The sequence below is a fragment of the Verrucosispora sp. WMMA2121 genome, from assembly GCF_027460185.1.
Lineage (GTDB): Bacteria > Actinomycetota > Actinomycetes > Mycobacteriales > Micromonosporaceae > Micromonospora > Micromonospora palythoicola.
The window spans coordinates 3,242,193-3,257,304 of record NZ_JAPZBH010000006.1; the positions used below are offsets into that span (position 1 = coordinate 3,242,193).

Annotated in this window: 16 protein-coding genes; 7 read left to right on the forward strand and 9 right to left on the reverse strand. The window is 73.8% G+C overall.

What is annotated here, in order from left to right:
- Positions 1–16 precede the first annotated feature (16 nt).
- Together O7605_RS23515 and O7605_RS23520 are read left to right on the forward strand one after the other, a co-directional pair.
- Entirely contained in the window at positions 17–892 is an 876-nt protein-coding gene (locus O7605_RS23515; protein ID WP_269741166.1) for a DUF72 domain-containing protein, read from the forward strand.
- Positions 893–1,620: 728 nt separating this feature from the next.
- Entirely contained in the window at positions 1,621–2,049 is a 429-nt protein-coding gene (locus O7605_RS23520; protein ID WP_164447248.1) for a DUF2267 domain-containing protein, read from the forward strand.
- Between the two features lie 52 nt (positions 2,050–2,101).
- Here the strand turns inward: O7605_RS23520 and O7605_RS23525 are convergent, their stop codons facing one another.
- The gene (locus tag O7605_RS23525) at positions 2,102–2,866 is read right to left on the reverse strand and encodes a DUF72 domain-containing protein (protein WP_269741167.1); all 765 of its coding nucleotides are present in this window, start codon (positions 2,864–2,866) and stop codon (positions 2,102–2,104) included.
- An 8-nt stretch (positions 2,867–2,874) separates the two neighbouring features.
- Positions 2,875–3,612: a PIG-L deacetylase family protein gene (locus O7605_RS23530; RefSeq protein WP_269741168.1), complete on the reverse strand. Its 738-nt coding sequence runs from the start codon at positions 3,610–3,612 to the stop codon at positions 2,875–2,877.
- A 200-nt stretch (positions 3,613–3,812) separates the two neighbouring features.
- Between O7605_RS23530 and O7605_RS23535 the strand changes: the two genes are divergently transcribed.
- Both O7605_RS23535 and O7605_RS23540 read left to right on the forward strand, forming a co-directional pair.
- Positions 3,813–4,055: a hypothetical protein gene (locus O7605_RS23535; RefSeq protein ID WP_093402782.1), complete on the forward strand. Its 243-nt coding sequence runs from the start codon at positions 3,813–3,815 to the stop codon at positions 4,053–4,055.
- Between the two features lie 9 nt (positions 4,056–4,064).
- Positions 4,065–5,378: a cupin domain-containing protein gene (locus O7605_RS23540; RefSeq protein WP_269741169.1), complete on the forward strand. Its 1,314-nt coding sequence runs from the start codon at positions 4,065–4,067 to the stop codon at positions 5,376–5,378.
- A 14-nt stretch (positions 5,379–5,392) separates the two neighbouring features.
- Here O7605_RS23540 and O7605_RS23545 read toward each other — a convergent pair whose 3' ends face one another.
- The 5 genes from O7605_RS23545 to O7605_RS23565 all read right to left on the reverse strand — a co-directional run bounded on the left by O7605_RS23545 (position 5,393) and on the right by O7605_RS23565 (position 10,590).
- Complete coding sequence (locus O7605_RS23545; RefSeq protein ID WP_269741170.1) at positions 5,393–6,061, reverse strand: hypothetical protein; 669 nt, start codon at positions 6,059–6,061, stop codon at positions 5,393–5,395.
- Positions 6,058–8,727, reverse strand: coding sequence for an FtsK/SpoIIIE domain-containing protein (locus O7605_RS23550; RefSeq protein WP_269741171.1), 2,670 nt, complete (start codon positions 8,725–8,727; stop codon positions 6,058–6,060). Before O7605_RS23550 ends, O7605_RS23545 begins: the two co-directional genes overlap by 4 nt.
- Complete coding sequence (locus O7605_RS23555; RefSeq protein ID WP_269741172.1) at positions 8,720–9,784, reverse strand: hypothetical protein; 1,065 nt, start codon at positions 9,782–9,784, stop codon at positions 8,720–8,722. Before O7605_RS23555 ends, O7605_RS23550 begins: the two co-directional genes overlap by 8 nt.
- Positions 9,785–9,792: 8 nt before the next feature.
- Positions 9,793–10,053, reverse strand: a complete 261-nt coding sequence (locus tag O7605_RS23560; RefSeq protein WP_092379879.1) for a hypothetical protein — start codon at positions 10,051–10,053, stop codon at positions 9,793–9,795.
- Positions 10,054–10,200: 147 nt separating this feature from the next.
- A complete protein-coding gene (locus tag O7605_RS23565; RefSeq protein ID WP_269741173.1) occupies positions 10,201–10,590 on the reverse strand; it encodes a hypothetical protein in 390 nt (129 codons plus the stop codon).
- Between the two features lie 116 nt (positions 10,591–10,706).
- Between O7605_RS23565 and O7605_RS23570 the strand changes: the two genes are divergently transcribed.
- Genes O7605_RS23570 through O7605_RS23580 form a run of 3 tightly spaced genes read left to right on the forward strand, consistent with a single transcriptional unit; the run spans position 10,707 to position 13,789 of the window.
- The gene (locus O7605_RS23570; RefSeq protein WP_269741174.1) at positions 10,707–13,259 is read left to right on the forward strand and encodes an ATP-dependent Clp protease ATP-binding subunit; all 2,553 of its coding nucleotides are present in this window, start codon (positions 10,707–10,709) and stop codon (positions 13,257–13,259) included.
- Between the two features lie 15 nt (positions 13,260–13,274).
- Entirely contained in the window at positions 13,275–13,439 is a 165-nt protein-coding gene (locus O7605_RS23575) for a hypothetical protein (RefSeq protein WP_166458402.1), read from the forward strand.
- Positions 13,439–13,789, forward strand: coding sequence for a DUF3140 domain-containing protein (locus O7605_RS23580; RefSeq protein WP_269741175.1), 351 nt, complete (start codon positions 13,439–13,441; stop codon positions 13,787–13,789). The genes O7605_RS23575 and O7605_RS23580 overlap by 1 nt, the downstream gene beginning before the upstream one ends.
- Before the next feature lie 62 nt (positions 13,790–13,851).
- On the opposite strand, the gene O7605_RS23585 is transcribed toward O7605_RS23580, so the two are convergent.
- Together O7605_RS23585 and O7605_RS23590 are read right to left on the reverse strand one after the other, a co-directional pair.
- Positions 13,852–14,088, reverse strand: a complete 237-nt coding sequence (locus O7605_RS23585) for a hypothetical protein (protein ID WP_164447243.1) — start codon at positions 14,086–14,088, stop codon at positions 13,852–13,854.
- 19 nt (positions 14,089–14,107) lie between these two features.
- Positions 14,108–15,106 (reverse strand): LysR family transcriptional regulator, encoded by a 999-nt coding sequence (locus O7605_RS23590; RefSeq protein ID WP_164447242.1) that lies wholly within the window; start codon positions 15,104–15,106, stop codon positions 14,108–14,110.
- Positions 15,107–15,112 lie beyond the last annotated feature (6 nt).

Here is a 15,112-nt window from a genome sequence, read left to right on the forward strand (position 1 = left end):
ACGGTGGACTCCACCCATGGGTGAGATCAAGGTGGGCACCGCGTCCTGGACCGACCGGACCCTGCTGGACTCCGGCTGGTACCCCCAGACGGCCGACACGCCGGAGAAACGGCTGGCCTACTACGCGCGCCAGTTCCCGGTGGTCGAGGTGGACGCCACCTACTACTCCCCGCCGGCCGAGCGCACCGCCCGGCTGTGGGCCGACCGCACCCCGGCCGGCTTCACCTTCAACGTGAAGGCGTTCAGCCTGCTCACCGGCCACCCCACCAAGGTCAGCGCGATCTACAAGGACCTGCGGCCGGAGACCGACAAGCGCAACCTCTACCCGGACGACCTGCCGCCGCAGGCGTACGAGGAGGTGTGGACCCGATTCCTCAGCGCCCTGGACCCGCTGGTCGAGGCGGGCAAGCTCGGCGCGCTGCTGTTCCAGTTCCCGCCCTGGTTCACCATCCGACGCGACAACAAGCAGTACCTGCTGGAGGTGGCCCGGCGGTGTGCGCCGCTGCGTCCGGTCTTCGAGTTCCGGCACGCCTCCTGGTTCGACGGCGACAACGCCACCGAGACCCTCGACTTCCTGCGCGAGCACCGGCTCGCGTACGTCAGCGTGGACATGCCCCAGGGGCACCGCTCGTCGATCCCGCCGGTGCTGGCCGCCACCTCGGACCTCGCGGTGGCGCGCTTCCACGGGCACAGCGACAAGTGGACCAGCAAGGACATCCACGAGAAGTTCGGCTACCGCTACTCGGCGCGGGAACTCAAGGACTGGGCACCCAGGCTCCGGGAACTGGCCGGCGAGACCGAACAGACCCACGTCCTGATGAACAACTGCTACCGCGACTACGCCCAGACCAACGCCCAGCAACTCCAGGCGCTGCTGGGTGAGACCGGCTGACCGCCCCCGCCCCCCGCCGACCAGCGTCGAGTATGCGGAAGCGCCGGCTGGACCGGCGGAGCCACCGGCCGGCCTGCGACGCGGCGGGCGGACACTTTCCGTAGCCGCCATGCCCGACCAGACCCTCCCCCTGCTTCCTTTGCTCTGCTTCAACCGACGCACAGGTTTACTCTCCGTACCGACCTGGCCGGCGACCCCTCTGGTGCACTGCCCCGTCTGACCAGTTCACCGGCCGTTGCGTCGGTTGAAGCAGAGCAAAGGGCGCGTGAGGACAGTAGGCACCCACGACCAGGCAATCACCCAGCGTGAGGGTCGCCGTCAAGCGAACGACGTTACGGCAGGTGACTGTTGCTTTCCGGCACCTCACCGACCCGGCCGGCGGTTGTCCGGTGGTAGTGCGGTTGTCCGGTGGTAGCGCGCGGGCCGGTTCTCACCCGGGTGGGGTGACGGCGACTCACCTGGTCCGTGCGCAGCATGGTGGCAGCGGCGTGGTGCTCGGGCGATGGTCCGTGCGGAAGCGACACCACGGAGGTGGTTGGCGATGACGGTTCGGGTGGCAGCGCACCGACGACGAGACGCGGTGCTGCACGTCGTCGGAGCGGCCGGGCACACCCGTCGGACGTCGCGGGTCGGATGGAGCAGTCCCATCCGGTACCGCCGCGGCCCGGTGGGTCCGCCGCGACGTCAGGACGACCGACGGTGGGAGACCGACCTACGGGGGTGGACAGATGGCTGAGCAGTTCCAGTCCGCGATCGAATCCTCGATGGACAAGACCAATCTGATCCTCAAGGACATCGAGCAGGCGTACGGGTGGCCGAAGGAGCAGCGCAACCAGTCGTACGCCGCGTTGCGTACCGTGCTGCACCTGCTGCGCGACCGGATGCCGGTGCAGGAGAGCGTGGAGTTCTCCGCCCAACTGCCGGTCGTGGTGCGGGGGATCTACTTCGACGGCTGGCAGCCGCAGAACGTGCCGATCAAGCTCAACCGGGACGACTTCCTCTACGAGGTCCGCCAGGGCTTCCCGTACGACGTGGCGGGCGGCCCGCAGCGGGTGGTCCAGGTGGTGCTGGACACGCTGCGCCGGCACATCACGCAGGGTGAGTGGGAGGACGTCAAGGCGACCATGCCCACCGACCTCGCCCGGATCATGCCCTGACCCGCGCCCGTGGCGACCCGCCCCGTCGTGGGGCGGGTTCGGCGCGTCCGGATCACCGGGCCGGCGGCTCGGGCACCCGGCTGACCCGGCGACCGGCACGTGCGGCCAGCCCGGCGAAGGTGGTCGCGTTCGCGACGGCCGCGCCGCCGGGGTCGTTGTTGAAGTAGACGTACGCCGTCTCGTCGTCGCCGAACGCCTCGGTCAGCCGGCGCACCCACGAGGCCAGTGCGGTACGTCCATAGTGTGGCCAGGGGCGAGCCCGGCCCTCGTGCAGGCGCAGATACCCGAATCCCGCGGTCCGCCAGCGGGGGGCGATCGGTCGGCCGTGCCGGTCGGCCCATACCAGCGCGGCGTCGTGCCGTTCCAGCACCGTCCGGGTGGCGTCGGTCCACCAGGAGACGTGCCGTGGTTCCACCGCCACCCGCACCGACGACGGAAACAGCCGCAGTGTGGCGTCGAGCGCCGGTGGGTCGGCCCGCAGGGTCGGTGGCAGTTGCAGCAGCACCGGGCCGAGCCGGTCGCCCAGCGCCGTGGCCCGGCCCAGGAATCGGGCCACCGGCTCGGCGGGATCCCGCAACCGCTTGATGTGGGTCAGGTAACGACTCATCTTGACCGCCACGCAGAAGTCGCCGGGGGTACGCGCGCGCCAGGCGGCGAAGATCTCCCGCTCCGGCAGCCGGTAGAACGCGTTGTTCACCTCGACCGTGGCGAACCGGTCGGCATAGTGCTCCAGCCAGGCCCGCTGGGGTAGCCCGCCGGGATAGAAGCGGTCCCGCCAGTCGCGGTACTGCCAGCCGGAGGTGCCGACCAGGATCACGATCGGCCCTACCAGAGGTCGAAGTGGAACACCTCGAACGAGGTGCCGTAGCGCACGCCCAGCCGGGCACCGACCGGCCGCGCGCCGCCCTCCAGGAACTCCTCGGCGTCGAAACTGCCGTCGCCCAGCCCGGTCAGGTACGCCTCGTGGGCCAGCAGCGACGCGACCCCCCGGTCGAACGTGTCGGTGGTGTCCACACCGTGCCCGGAACGCGGCGACGAGGCCGCCCACACCTGCCGTACCCGACCCCACGGTTCCAGGCCGTCGGCCAGCTGCTCGGGGAAGATCCAACGGTTGCCGGCGTCGCGGACCGCGTCCAGAGTGGCCCGGCCCACCGCGATGTGGTCGGCCTGGTTGAGTACGTCCGCCCCGTCCCAGGTGGCCCGGAAGTTGTTGGTGATGACGATCTCCGGGCGGTGCCGACGGACCACGGCGGCCAGTTCCCGGCGCAGCGGCACGCCGTACTCCAGCACCCCGTCGGGCAGGCCCAGGAACTCGACCGTGTCCACGCCCACCAGGGCCGCCGACTCCCGCTGCTCCTGCTCGCGTACCTCCCGGGCACGCGGCGGCGGCATCCCGTCGATGCCCGCCTCGCCGCTGGTGACCAGGCAGTAGACGACGTGTTTGCCCTGCCCGGTCCAGCGGGCGATGGCGGCGGCGGCACCGAACTCCAGGTCGTCCGGATGGGCCACGATCGCCAGGGCCCGCTGCCAGTCCTCGGTCACCGCCTCCAGTGGTTCGGTCATCGGCACCTCCGTCGCAGTGTTCGACCAATCCTGCCACCCGAGCCGCCGGCCCGCCCGCGACGGCGAACCGGTCATGCCGGATGGTTCGGACGATTACGGTGGGAGGAGGTGGGGTTAGAGAAGATCGGGAGCGGGGTACCACCCGCGGCAGGACGCACCCGACCAATGGCGGCGGGGGCGGGTCAATCCGAGGGAGCACTATGCCACTCAACGACGACGACATGCAGACGACCAGCGGCGGCGGGGCGGAAGGCCCGGCCGACGGCGGTGCCACTCCGGGCCAGCACGACGGCGGCGCGGACGGTAGTGCCGAGGGTCCGGCCGACGGCGGTGCCACACCGGGCCAGCACGACGGCGGCGCGGACGGTAGTGCCGAGGGTCCGGCCGACGGTGGTGCGACCCCGGGTCAGCAGGACGGCGGCGCCGACGGCGCGGCCCGGTAACGGATCGCCATGACGCATCTCGATCCGCCGGGCGGCCACGGCCGCCCGGCGGCTCCGTCTCCGGCCGCCGTCTCGTCCGACCTCGGCGAGCCGGCCGAGCGGACCTCGGCCGCGGCCGCGTTGGCCCGCTGCGTCAGCGTGGAGGCGGCCAAGTTCGCCGCCGCACACTGGGGGCGTACCCCGCTGCTGTCCCGCGCCGTCGAACTGCCCAACCCGGACGGCTTCACCGACCTGCTCAGCCCGGCCGACGCCGACGAACTACTCAGCCGGCGGGGTCTGCGTACCCCGTTCCTGCGGGTGGCCAGGGACGGCCAGGTGCTGCCGGCGGCGCGGTACACCGGCGGCGGCGGCGCCGGCGCCGAGATCGACGACCAGGTCCTCGACGAGAAGATCCTCCAGCTGTACGCCGACGGCGCCACGCTGGTCCTGCAGGGTCTGCACCGCACCTGGCCCGCGTTGATCGACTTCACCCGGGACCTGAGCCTGGCGGTGCGGCAGCCGTTGCAGGTCAACGCGTACCTGACCCCACCGGACAGTCAGGGTTTCGCCACCCACTACGACACCCACGACGTCTTCGTGCTCCAGGTCGACGGCCGCAAGCACTGGCGGATCCACCCGCCGGTGCTGCCCGACCCGCTGGAGCGGCAGCCGTGGGGCGGCCGCGCCGACGAGGTCGCCGCGACCGCACAGGGAGCGGCCGCGTTGGACGTGGTCCTGGAGCCGGGTGACGCGCTCTACCTGCCCCGGGGGTGGCTGCACAGCGCCCAGGCGCAGGAGTCCAGCTCGCTGCACCTGACCGTCGGCGTCCGGGCGTTGACCCGGTACGCGCTCGTCGAGGAGTTGCTCGCCCTGGCCGCCGAGGATCAGCGACTGCGGGCGACCCTGCCGTTCGGCACCGACGTGGCCGACCCGGACGCCATCGAACCGGAGCTGACCGAGACGGTCGAGGCGCTGCGGGAGTGGCTGCTGCGGGCCGACCCGGCCGACGTGGCCGCCCGGCTGCGGCAGCGAGCCTGGCCGGCGTCGCGCCCGGCACCGATCCGGCCGCTGGCCCAGGCCGCCGCGATCACCGCGCTGACCGCCGACAGTCGGGTCACCGCCCGGGCGGGTCTGCGCTGGCAGCTGGTCACCGAGGGCGACCGGGTGGCGCTGCGCCTGTTCGACCGTACGGTCACCCTGCCCGCGCAGTGCGGGCCCGCCGTCCGTGCCCTGCTCGCCGGCCCGCCGATCCGCGTCGGCGACCTCCCTGGCCTGGACACCGACGCCGACCGCCTCACCCTCACCCGCCGCCTGCTCCGCGAAGCCGCCCTCACCCCCGCCTGACGGCGCCGGGGCGGTCAGGGGAGGGGGAGGGTCAGCAGGAGCAGGGTGGTGACGAGGCCGGCGACGACGACGATGAGAACGGGGCGGGGGCTGAGCACGGCGTGGCGGCGGTCGGCGATCACGCGCGCCGGGATCAGACCCAGCACCGGACCGAGCAACGTCACCACCAGAGCCAGCACCGGCAGACCGACGGCCAGGTCACCGTCGTTACGGGTACCCAGGGCGCGGGCGACGGCACCCAGCGCGTACGCCAGCAGTGCGCCGCCGACGCCGCACAGCGCCAGCAGCGGGTTGACGTTGCCCGGCAGCTCACCGGGCTGACGGGTACGGCGCAGCAGATCGCGCACCCCGTCGAGCAGGGCGACCGGGTCGCCGGTGGCATCCGGCGCGGGGGCCGGCGGCGCCCCGGCCCGTCGCCCACCGCCGCCGAGCCGGGCGTTCAGCTCCTGCCACAGCACCGCCACCTCGGCGTCCACCCGCTCCTGTGCCTCGCGTGCGGCCGCCAGCTCCCGCTCGGCGCGGCTCACCTCGTCGGCGGACTCGGCCACCGCCCGGTCCGCCGCCGCGCACTGCTGCTCGTACCACGTCCGCGCCTCTTCGCGCTGCTCCCGCACCCGGGTCGTCAGCTCGGCGAGCCGGCGCAACTGGGCCGCGTAGGTCTGGCTGGTGACCGGTTCGTTCATCGGGCCGGTCCGTAGGGGATGATGGTCTGCCCGGTCCGGTGCACCGCCCGGTCGAAGAAGAGCCCACGCCACGGGCGGGGATACCAGTCCGGGCCACCACTGCCCGGGTACAGCGACGGGCCCAGCTCTCCGCCGTGGGTGTCGAGTGCCACCCAGGCGCCGATCTGATCGGTACGCGCGCCGGTGCCGCCCAGGTCGGCGCGCATCCGGGCCACCCCGCGCCACCAGGCCAGCACGTGGGTACGCCGCTCGGGACCGTCGTGCAGGATCCGGCGCAGGTTCTCCAGCCCGGTGGCCCGTCCGGCGCGTACGGCCAGCGTCCCGGCCGCCGCGTCGACGGCGAACAGCAGCAGATAGTGCGGTGCGCCGGTGGCACCGGGCGCGCCCAGCGCCTCGGCGGTCTCGGCCATCAGTTCGGCCACGGTCTCCTCGTCGTACCAGGCGGCGTCGTCGGCGAGATCCTCGTAGAGGGCCCGGGCCGCGGGGTCGGCGTCCGGGTCCAGGCAGGCGATCGAGAAGCGGGCGCTGCCGGGACGGTGTTGTCGGGCCAGCGAGCGGGCCGCGGCGTCCAGCACCGCGCACGCCTCGTCGACCCGGGTACCCAGGACGGCCAGGTTGCGGCCCGGTGCCCGGGGCAGGCGCAGCACCGCCGAGCGGGCCTGCACGTCGATGATCTCGCCGAGCAGCGCGACCGGACCTCGGGGGGTACCGACCTCCGGCGCCCGCAGCGCCCGGAAGTCCGGCGCGTCGGCCAGCCGGGGCACGGCGTCGCCGTCGAAGAGGCGGGCGGGCGAAGCGTCGGCCGGACGCATCCGCCACAGCCGGTGTTGCAGGTCGCTCCACGTCTCCCAGTCGCTGGCCGACGGGATCCGGGCCACCTGGTTGCCCTCGGTCAGACCCGACTCGGCGTTCACCACCGCGTGGAACTTCGGCAGCGACTGGGCGGCGTCGTTGCGTTCGGCGAGGATACGCAGCGCCTTCGGCAGCGCGATGCGCAGGGTGAACTGGGCCACCAGCGCGGGTCGACCCCACAACGCCTCGATGCCGCGTACGTCCTGCGAGGCCAGCACCAGGTGGATGCCCTGGGAGCGGCCGCGACGGGCCAGGTCCTCCAGCAGGTCGGCCGCCTCCCGGGCGACCGCGTCCCGGCCGGCCAGCAGCATCTGGAACTCATCGACCACCGCGACGATGCGGGGCCAGTGCCCGGTCGGGTCCACCGCGCGCAGCTCCGCCAGCTTGGTGACCTCGTGCTTCTTGGCCGCGTCCGCCCGCCGACGCAACTCCTCGGCCAGGAAGCGCAGCAGCGCCAGGCCGAACTCCCGGTCGGTGTTGACGTTGATGCCGACCAGCCGCATGTGCGGCAGCCAGCTCGGGTCCCGCCGGCCCTTGGCGAACCGGGCGAAGGACACCCCCTCCTTGAAGTCGAGCAGGTAGAACTCCAGCTCGGTGGGGGAGTAGCGGGCCGCGAGGGCCCCGATCCAGGCGAAGATCAGGTTGGTCTTGCCGGTGCCCGAGGGTCCGCCGATCAACGCGTGTGGCGGGTAGTCGCCGAGGGTGAGCAGCACCGGGCGGCCCTGCGGTCCCTCACCGATCGGCGCGGTCAGCCCGCTCGCCGAGTCCTCCCGCCACATCTGGTCGGCCGGCGGCAGCAGGTCGGTGAACGGGGTGGGCGCCGGGCCGGCACTGACCACGGAGGCGATGTCCCGGCAGGTCTCGGTGACCAGGGTGGCCGGCGGGGGCGGGTCGAGCCGCACCGCCAGGCTGTCGATCCGGGCGCCGTCGGCGGTCACCGTCACCCGGGTGACCGCCGGGCCGTCGGGCACCGGCACACCCCGCACGATCAGGTGTACGCCGCAGGCCACCCCGGCGCGTACCACCCGGTCGAGTTGGCCGCGCTCGTGCCGGGACAGTTCGTCCCCGCCGAGCAGCACCGCGACCCGCCACGGCTCCGGGCGTCGTCCCGTCGCGGCGGCCAGGTCGCGCAGCGACGCGTGCTCGCCGGCCAGCACGGTCTCGTTGATCCGGCGGATCTGTTCCACCAGGTCGTCCAGGAGCCGGCCCAGACCACCCGGACCGACGAAGGTGAGCAACCCGGCCGGACCCAGCGGGGCGAATCCGGCCAGCCCGCCACCGAGCCGGTCCGGGTCGTAGCCGACCAGCCGGACACTGCCCGGTGCCGCCCGGCCCAGGCTGCGCAGCAGCAACGCGGCGACCACGGCCGCACAGCCGTCGGCGTCGCCGTCCAGCCGCACGTGCCCGGCGTCGAGCAGCGGCACCAGCGCCGGCACCGGTTCGGTGCCGGCCAGCCGGACGGTGCCGATCCGGGTCGCTCCCGGCGGTTCGGCCCGACCGGCCGGGGTGGGTCGCCAGTCCGGCCAGTTCGCCGAGCCCGCGCCGGGCGCCTCCCGGGCGGCGGCCTCGGCCGCCTCCCGGGCCAGCACCGCCAACCGCGCTCCGTGCCGGGAGTCGATCTCGGCCAGGCGGCGGTCGCGTTCGGCGCCGACGCGCTCCGGCACGCCGGCGGCGGCCCGCCGGACCCGCACCGCCCGGTCGCGGGCGGCGGTGAGCGTGACCTGTGCCGTGGCCGACCGTTCCCGGGACGCGCCGAGTGCCTCGGCGAGCAGTTCCCGGACGCGGGTGACCAGCTGGTTGCGCCGGTCAGCCATCGATCCCGCGCCTCGGCCGGCCGCCGGACCCGTCGCCGGAGGTGGGCCGTGACGGTGCCCCTGACCACGGTCCGTCCCGGCCGTCCCCGGCACCGGTCGGCCGGGATGACCGGGCGGGCTCCGGCCGCCTGCCGCGACCCGGCTCGCCGACCCGTCCGGCCGGGCCGGGCGTCCCGCCGTTGGCTGGCCGGGCGCCACCCGCGCCGCCGGTGCCCTCGGCCGGCAGGTCGCGGCCGAGGCGGTCGAGCAGGACGCCGGTGAGCACGCCGGCGGTGACCGCCGGGTCGGCGGCGTGCGGTTGCTCGCCCTCGCCCCGGCGCGGTGGAGGCATCCGGCAGACCCGGCTGAGCAGGGTGTCCAGCACCGGGGCCGGGAGGCCGGGCAGCAGGTCGCGGACCCGACCGTCCAGCTCGCGGTGCAGCCGGGCGAGGTCGTCGCCGCGCGGCGGATGACCGAGCAGCTCGCTGGCGAGGTCGCGCAGCAGCGGCGGGGCCACGGCGGCCAGCCCCAGACCGACGTCGGCGTGCGCCCCGCGCAGGTCGCGGTGCAGCCGGTCCCGGTCACCGGCCCGGACCCCGCGGACCACCCGGTTCAGCAGCTCCCGGGAGTCGGCGATGCGTTCGTCGGGTTGCTCCGCCGAGCCCTCCCGACCGCCGGTCAGCTCGGCCACCCGCACCGACCACCACCGGCGCAGCCGTACCTCGCCGGCCGGCTCCGGCGCGGCGACCACCGGTTCGGCCGCGCCGGCCGCGTCGTGCGCCGGTCGCCGCTCGGGTTGCCCGGCGGCCGGTGGCGCGCCGTCGGGCGCCAGCCCGATCGCGGCCAGGTACGCGGTCAGCTGCTCCTGGGCCAGCCGCAACGCGTAGCCGGCGGTCTCCGCGTGCTCGGTGGCGCTGGACAGCTCCGGCACTCCCATCGGGTTGGCCGACTCCTGACGCACCCAGCGCAGCCGCTCACTGGCCAGCCCGAACTTCTCCAGCGCCTGCCCGAGCAGGCCCAGCGGCAACTCCTCGGCGGCGGCACGGACCTGCGCACCGACCTCCTCGACGATGGACACGCCCGCCCCTACAGCGTCGAGACGTACTGCTGGGCCTGCTCGACCGCGACGAGTGTCGCGGCGAGGCACTCCTCCAGCTCCTGGCTGGCCTGGGTCAGCGACGCCTGCGCCGCCTCGACCGTGGTGTGACCGCTGCCCTCCAGCGCCCCGGCGAGGGTCTGCTGCGCCTCGGCCAGTTTCTCGCCGGCGGCCTGCACGGCGCTCTGGCCGTCACCGATCTGCTGCAGTGCGACATCGATGGCTGCCTTGAGCTCGGCGACGCTCGCCACGCGGAACCTCCTGGGGGCGGGGAGGACTCCATTAGAGCCTATGCCGGTAGGGGACGAAGCACGTGCCCTGTCAGTGTTCCTGCCCCGCTGACCGGTTGTCGACCACAGACGCCCCTGGTCCGATTCGTGGGACCGGTGGGCGGGCGCTCACCCACCGCCACCGTCGGTCAGCCACCGTGGCCCGCGTACCTCGGCGCCGTACCCGGTGACCCGCTCCCGCAGCTCCCGGTCGGCCGTCACCACCACCCGTCGGCGCTGCCCGGCCCGGGCGACCAGATCAACCACGGCGTCGTCGCCGGAACCGGCGGCGGAGACCACTCGCACGCCCTCGACCCCGGGCACGTCGCGGGCCGCGCCCTCCACCACCAGCACCACCTCGACCGGTGGCGGCAGGTCCGGTGGCAGTCCCCGGCCACCCAACGGGGCCAGCGTGTCGCGTAGTCGGGCGGTGGCGCCGGCCCGGTCGCGCCACCAGCCGTTGGGGCGCGAGCCCACCACGTTCGCCGCGTCCACGATCAGCAGCGGTGTCGGTTCCATCCGCTCAGCCTGCCATCCGGTGGCGGCATCGGCTGGTTGGCCCTTCGTGGCGTTTGTCCGGCCGGTGCCGGGGTAGCCCGTGCCGACCGTCTCGCGCCCGACCGCGGAGGACAGACATGATTGGACCCGGTGACTTCGGCTCCGACCCGTGGGACGAGTTCCTGGCGCGGTACTTCGGTCGGGGCGAGGGCGGGCGACGCCCGGCGCACCGGGTCGACATCACCCGACTGATGACCGCGGACGCGCGGGAGATGCTCGCCGACGCGGCGCGCCGAGCCGCGCAGAAGCAGAGCAACGACCTGGACACCGACCACCTGCTCTGGGCGGCGTTGCAGCGGGAGCCGCTGCGTGACCTGGTCCGGCGGGCCGGCGCGGACCCGGACACCCTCGTCAACGCCCTGGGCGGACGCGGTGACGGCGCCCCGCACGGCGAGGTGCCGCCGAACCTGTCGCTGACCCCGGCGGCCAAACGGGCGCTGCTCGACGCGCACCAGTTGTCCCGGGCGATGGGCGCCAACTACATCGGGCCCGAGCACATCCTGATGGCCCTGCCGCTCAATCCCGAGTCACCGGCCGGCCGGATGCTCGCCGCCGGACGGATCCAGCCGGAGTCGTTGCAGGCCGCCAACGCCGAACGGGGACCGGCGAACGGTCCACGGCCGGACCGGGGCACGCCGACGCTCGACCAGTACGGCCAGGACCTCACCGACCTGGCCCGCAACGACCAGATCGACCCGGTGATCGGTCGCGCCGACGAGATCGAGCAGGCGGTGGAGATCCTGTCCCGGCGTACCAAGAACAACCCGGTGCTCATCGGTGAGGCCGGCGTCGGCAAGACCGCGATCGTGGAGGGTCTGGCGGAGCGGATCTGCGACGGTGACGTGCCGCAGACGCTGCTCGGCAAGCGGGTGATCCAGCTGGACCTGGCCGGCCTGGTCGCCGGCACCCGGTACCGGGGCGACTTCGAGGAACGGCTCAAGAAGGTGATCGACGAGATCCGGGCCCATCGGGAGGAGCTGATCATCTTCCTGGACGAGATCCACACCCTGGTCGGTGCGGGCGGCGCGGGCAGCGAGGGCGGCATGGACGCCTCCAACATGCTCAAGCCGGCGCTGGCGCGCGGCGAACTACGGGTGATCGGCGCGACGACCCTCGACGAGTACCGGCGCAGCATCGAGAAGGACGCCGCGCTGGCCCGGCGCTTCCAGCCGGTCTTCGTGCCCGAGCCCACCGTCGAGGACACCGTGGCCATCCTGCGTGGGCTGCGGGACCGCTACGAGGCGCACCACCAGGTGCGGTTCACCGACGAGGCGTTGGTGACCGCCGCCGAGCTGTCCGACCGCTACCTCACCGACCGCTTCCTGCCGGACAAGGCGATCGACCTGATCGACCAGGCCGGCGCCCGGGTCCGGCTGCGTACCCGCACCCCGGACGCCGACGTGCGCGACCTGGAGCAGCAGCTCGAGGAGGTACGGCGGGACAAGGAGCAGGCGGTCGCCGACGAACAGTACGAACGCGCCTCCGCGCTGCGCGACCGGGTCGCCGAACTGGAGAGCCAGGTGCAGCGGGCCCGGGGCGACGACGGCGGCGGCAGCCAGGTGCCGGAGGTGGGGCCGGAGGAGATCGCCGAGGTGGTCTCCCGGGCGACCGGCATCCCGGCCAGCCAGCTCACCGAGGAGGAACGGGACCGACTGCTGCGGCTGGAGGGCCAGCTGCACGAGAAGGTCGTCGGGCAGGACGACGCGGTCACCGCGGTCGCCGAGGCGGTCCGGCGTTCCCGTACCGGCCTGGCCGACCCGAACCGGCCGATGGGCAGCTTCCTGTTCCTCGGCCCCACCGGCGTCGGCAAGACCGAACTGGCGCGGGCGTTGGCCGAGGCGTTGTTCGGTGAGGCGGACCGGATGGTCCGGGTGGACATGAGCGAGTTCCAGGAACGCCACACGGTGAGCCGGCTGGTCGGCGCGCCGCCCGGCTACGTCGGGTACGAGGAGGCCGGCCAGCTCACCGAGGCGGTCCGTCGCCGTCCGTACGCGGTGGTGCTGCTCGACGAGATCGAGAAGGCCCACCCGGACGTGTTCAACGTGCTGTTGCAGGTGCTCGACGACGGGCGGCTGACCGACAGCCAGGGCCGCACCGTCAACTTCAAGAACACCGTACTCATCATGACGAGCAACATCGGCTCCGAGCTGATCACCGGCGCGCAGCGGGCGGTCGGCTTCGGCGCCGGCGAGCCGGGCAGCGCCCAGGAGAGCGACGAGCTGCGGGAGCGGCTGATGCGCCGGTTGCAGGAGAACTTCCGCCCCGAGTTCCTCAACCGGATCGACGAGGTGATCATCTTCCGTCGGCTGGAGGCCGAGCAGCTGCGCCAGATCACCGAGCTGCTGCTGGAGGAGACCCGCCGCCGGCTGCACGCCCAGGACATCGAGGTGGACTTCACCACCGCCGGCATCGACTGGCTGGCCGAGCACGGCTACCAGCCGGAGTTCGGTGCCCGGCCGCTACGCCGGGTGATCCAGCGGGAGGTCGACAACCACCTCTCCCGGATGCTGCTGGAACAACAGATCTCACCCGGACAGCGGGTCACCGTCGACGCCCGGGACGACCGGCTGGCCTTCGACGTGGCGGCCGGTCGGGGACAGGCCAGGGCGACGACCTCGCATCCCCGCTGACCGGGGAGGGCACCGATGACCGAACCGGACGAGGCCCGCGAGGACGAGCGGACCGAGGCGATCCTGGCACCGCCGACGGCCAACCCCGCCCGGGTGCAGGTGCCGCCGGAGGGGCTGGGCGGGCAGACCGACGAGGGGCACCCGGAGGAGTCCGGGTCGCCGCCGGCAGAGGAGGGCTGATGGTACGCGAACAGCGACTCGACCCGGAGGTGGAAGTGCTCTGGGAGGACTTCCACGCCGAGGTCAACGTGCCGTCCGAGCAACTGCGACAGTGGCTGCTGACCCGGGGCTCCGGCGAGGAGGCGTTCGGCCCCGACCCCGACCTGAACCTGCCGGAGCCGGGCCGGCAGATCCTCGCCGTGCTGCGCAAGCGCAAGGTCGACCTGACCCCGGAGGACATCGACGTGATGCGCGACGCCGTCGAGCGGATCCGCTCGCTGACCGCCGCCAAGCCGGGCCGGGGCAACGCCGACGACGAATGGCGACACAGCCTGCTCGACCTGGGCCACGACGTGCTCGTCGAACGCTGACCCCCCCGGGTCGTCCCCGGCGCTGCCGCACCGCGCCGGGGATACCGGCACGTCCGGCCGGGCTACTCGGCTTCGAGGCTGGCGATGGCCAGCCCGGCGGCGTCGGCGGCGGCCTGCCGGTCGGCGCGGGTCTGCTCCTCGCGAGTGAGCAGGTTGGCGTACTCGGCCAGGTCGGCCGGGTCCGGCACCTCCGGCAACCGGCGGAGGAAGGCTTCGCACTCCCGGACGGCGGCGGTGTGCGCGGCGGCGGCCCGACGGAGCAGTTCGCGCTCGTCGGCGGCGGGATAGAGGTCGGTCATACCCGCCCCTTACCCGCGCTCAGCCGGTTCGCACCCGGTGTGCCGTCACCACCGGCGCGGGTCGCCGGACACCGAACGCCGGGTTGCGCAGCAGCCAGGCCAGGTACGCCGGATGCGGCGCGAGGGCGTCGGTGTACGCGACCAGGGCGGTCTCCAGCACCAGGTCGGCGGTGCGGGCGGCGGCGGACTCCGGATGCCAGCCCAGCATCAGCCGCCAGCGCAGCGGCGTGTCGACCAGCCGACGGGTCACCAGACCGGCCACCGGCCGGAAGGTGGCCTGGCACAGCGCCACCGCCTCACCGGCGTCCACCAGGTCGATGCAGCTGCGCACGTCGGCCTCGTACACCTTGCGTGGGGTGAACCCGGCGCGGGCGCAGGCGGCGGCGAAGCAGTCGCCGAAGCAGCCGTCCCCCGGCGCGGCCACCCACTGCTCGTGCCGCAGGTCGGCCAGGTCCACCTCGTCGCGCTCGGCCAGCGGATGCGTCTCCGGCAGCAGCACCATGACCGGATCGACGGCGACCTCCCGCCAGCTCAACCCGTAGTCCGCCGACGGTGTCGAGTCGCCGCACACCCCGGTCAGCGCGTAGTCCAACCGGCCACCGGCGACCAACTGGGCCAGCTCGTCGACCGACCAGGAGGCGTGCGTGCTGATCTGCGCCTGCGGCTGCTCGGCGGCCAGCCGGTGCACCAGCCGACCCAGGATCGGGCTGTTCACCCCGCCGAACCGGTACCGGCGGGGTGCGTCGCCGGCGCCGGCCAACCGGGCCGCCTCGTCCTGCAGACCCTTCATCGCCGGCAGCAGCACCCGGGCCCGGGCCAGAACCAGCTCGCCGAGGGCGGTGGGCCGCGCGCCGCGCCGGTCCCGTTCGAACAGCGGCCCGCCGAGGGTACGTTCGATCCGCTGGAGCTGGGCGGTCAGCGCCGGCTGGGCCAGGCCGAGCGTCGAGGCCGCCTTGGTCACGCTCCCGGTCTCCGCTATGGCGCAGACCACCCGCAGGTGGCGCAACTCCAGGTTCATAGCGTG

Bases quoted from the DNA above. Each gene is read 5' to 3' on its own strand.
- O7605_RS23515 (WP_269741166.1), top strand. From the start codon at position 17: ATGGGTGAGATCAAGGTGGGCACCGCGTCCTGGACCGACCGGACCCTG.
- O7605_RS23520 (WP_164447248.1), top strand. From the start codon at position 1,621: ATGGCTGAGCAGTTCCAGTCCGCGATCGAATCCTCGATGGACAAGACC.
- O7605_RS23530 (WP_269741168.1), bottom strand. From the start codon at position 3,612: ATGACCGAACCACTGGAGGCGGTGACCGAGGACTGGCAGCGGGCCCTG.
- O7605_RS23535 (WP_093402782.1), top strand. From the start codon at position 3,813: ATGCCACTCAACGACGACGACATGCAGACGACCAGCGGCGGCGGGGCG.
- O7605_RS23540 (WP_269741169.1), top strand. From the start codon at position 4,065: ATGACGCATCTCGATCCGCCGGGCGGCCACGGCCGCCCGGCGGCTCCG.
- O7605_RS23545 (WP_269741170.1), bottom strand. From the start codon at position 6,061: ATGAACGAACCGGTCACCAGCCAGACCTACGCGGCCCAGTTGCGCCGG.
- O7605_RS23550 (WP_269741171.1), bottom strand. From the start codon at position 8,727: ATGGCTGACCGGCGCAACCAGCTGGTCACCCGCGTCCGGGAACTGCTC.
- O7605_RS23565 (WP_269741173.1), bottom strand. From the start codon at position 10,590: ATGGAACCGACACCGCTGCTGATCGTGGACGCGGCGAACGTGGTGGGC.
- O7605_RS23570 (WP_269741174.1), top strand. From the start codon at position 10,707: ATGATTGGACCCGGTGACTTCGGCTCCGACCCGTGGGACGAGTTCCTG.
- O7605_RS23575 (WP_166458402.1), top strand. From the start codon at position 13,275: ATGACCGAACCGGACGAGGCCCGCGAGGACGAGCGGACCGAGGCGATC.
- O7605_RS23580 (WP_269741175.1), top strand. From the start codon at position 13,439: ATGGTACGCGAACAGCGACTCGACCCGGAGGTGGAAGTGCTCTGGGAG.
- O7605_RS23585 (WP_164447243.1), bottom strand. From the start codon at position 14,088: ATGACCGACCTCTATCCCGCCGCCGACGAGCGCGAACTGCTCCGTCGG.
- O7605_RS23590 (WP_164447242.1), bottom strand. From the start codon at position 15,106: ATGAACCTGGAGTTGCGCCACCTGCGGGTGGTCTGCGCCATAGCGGAG.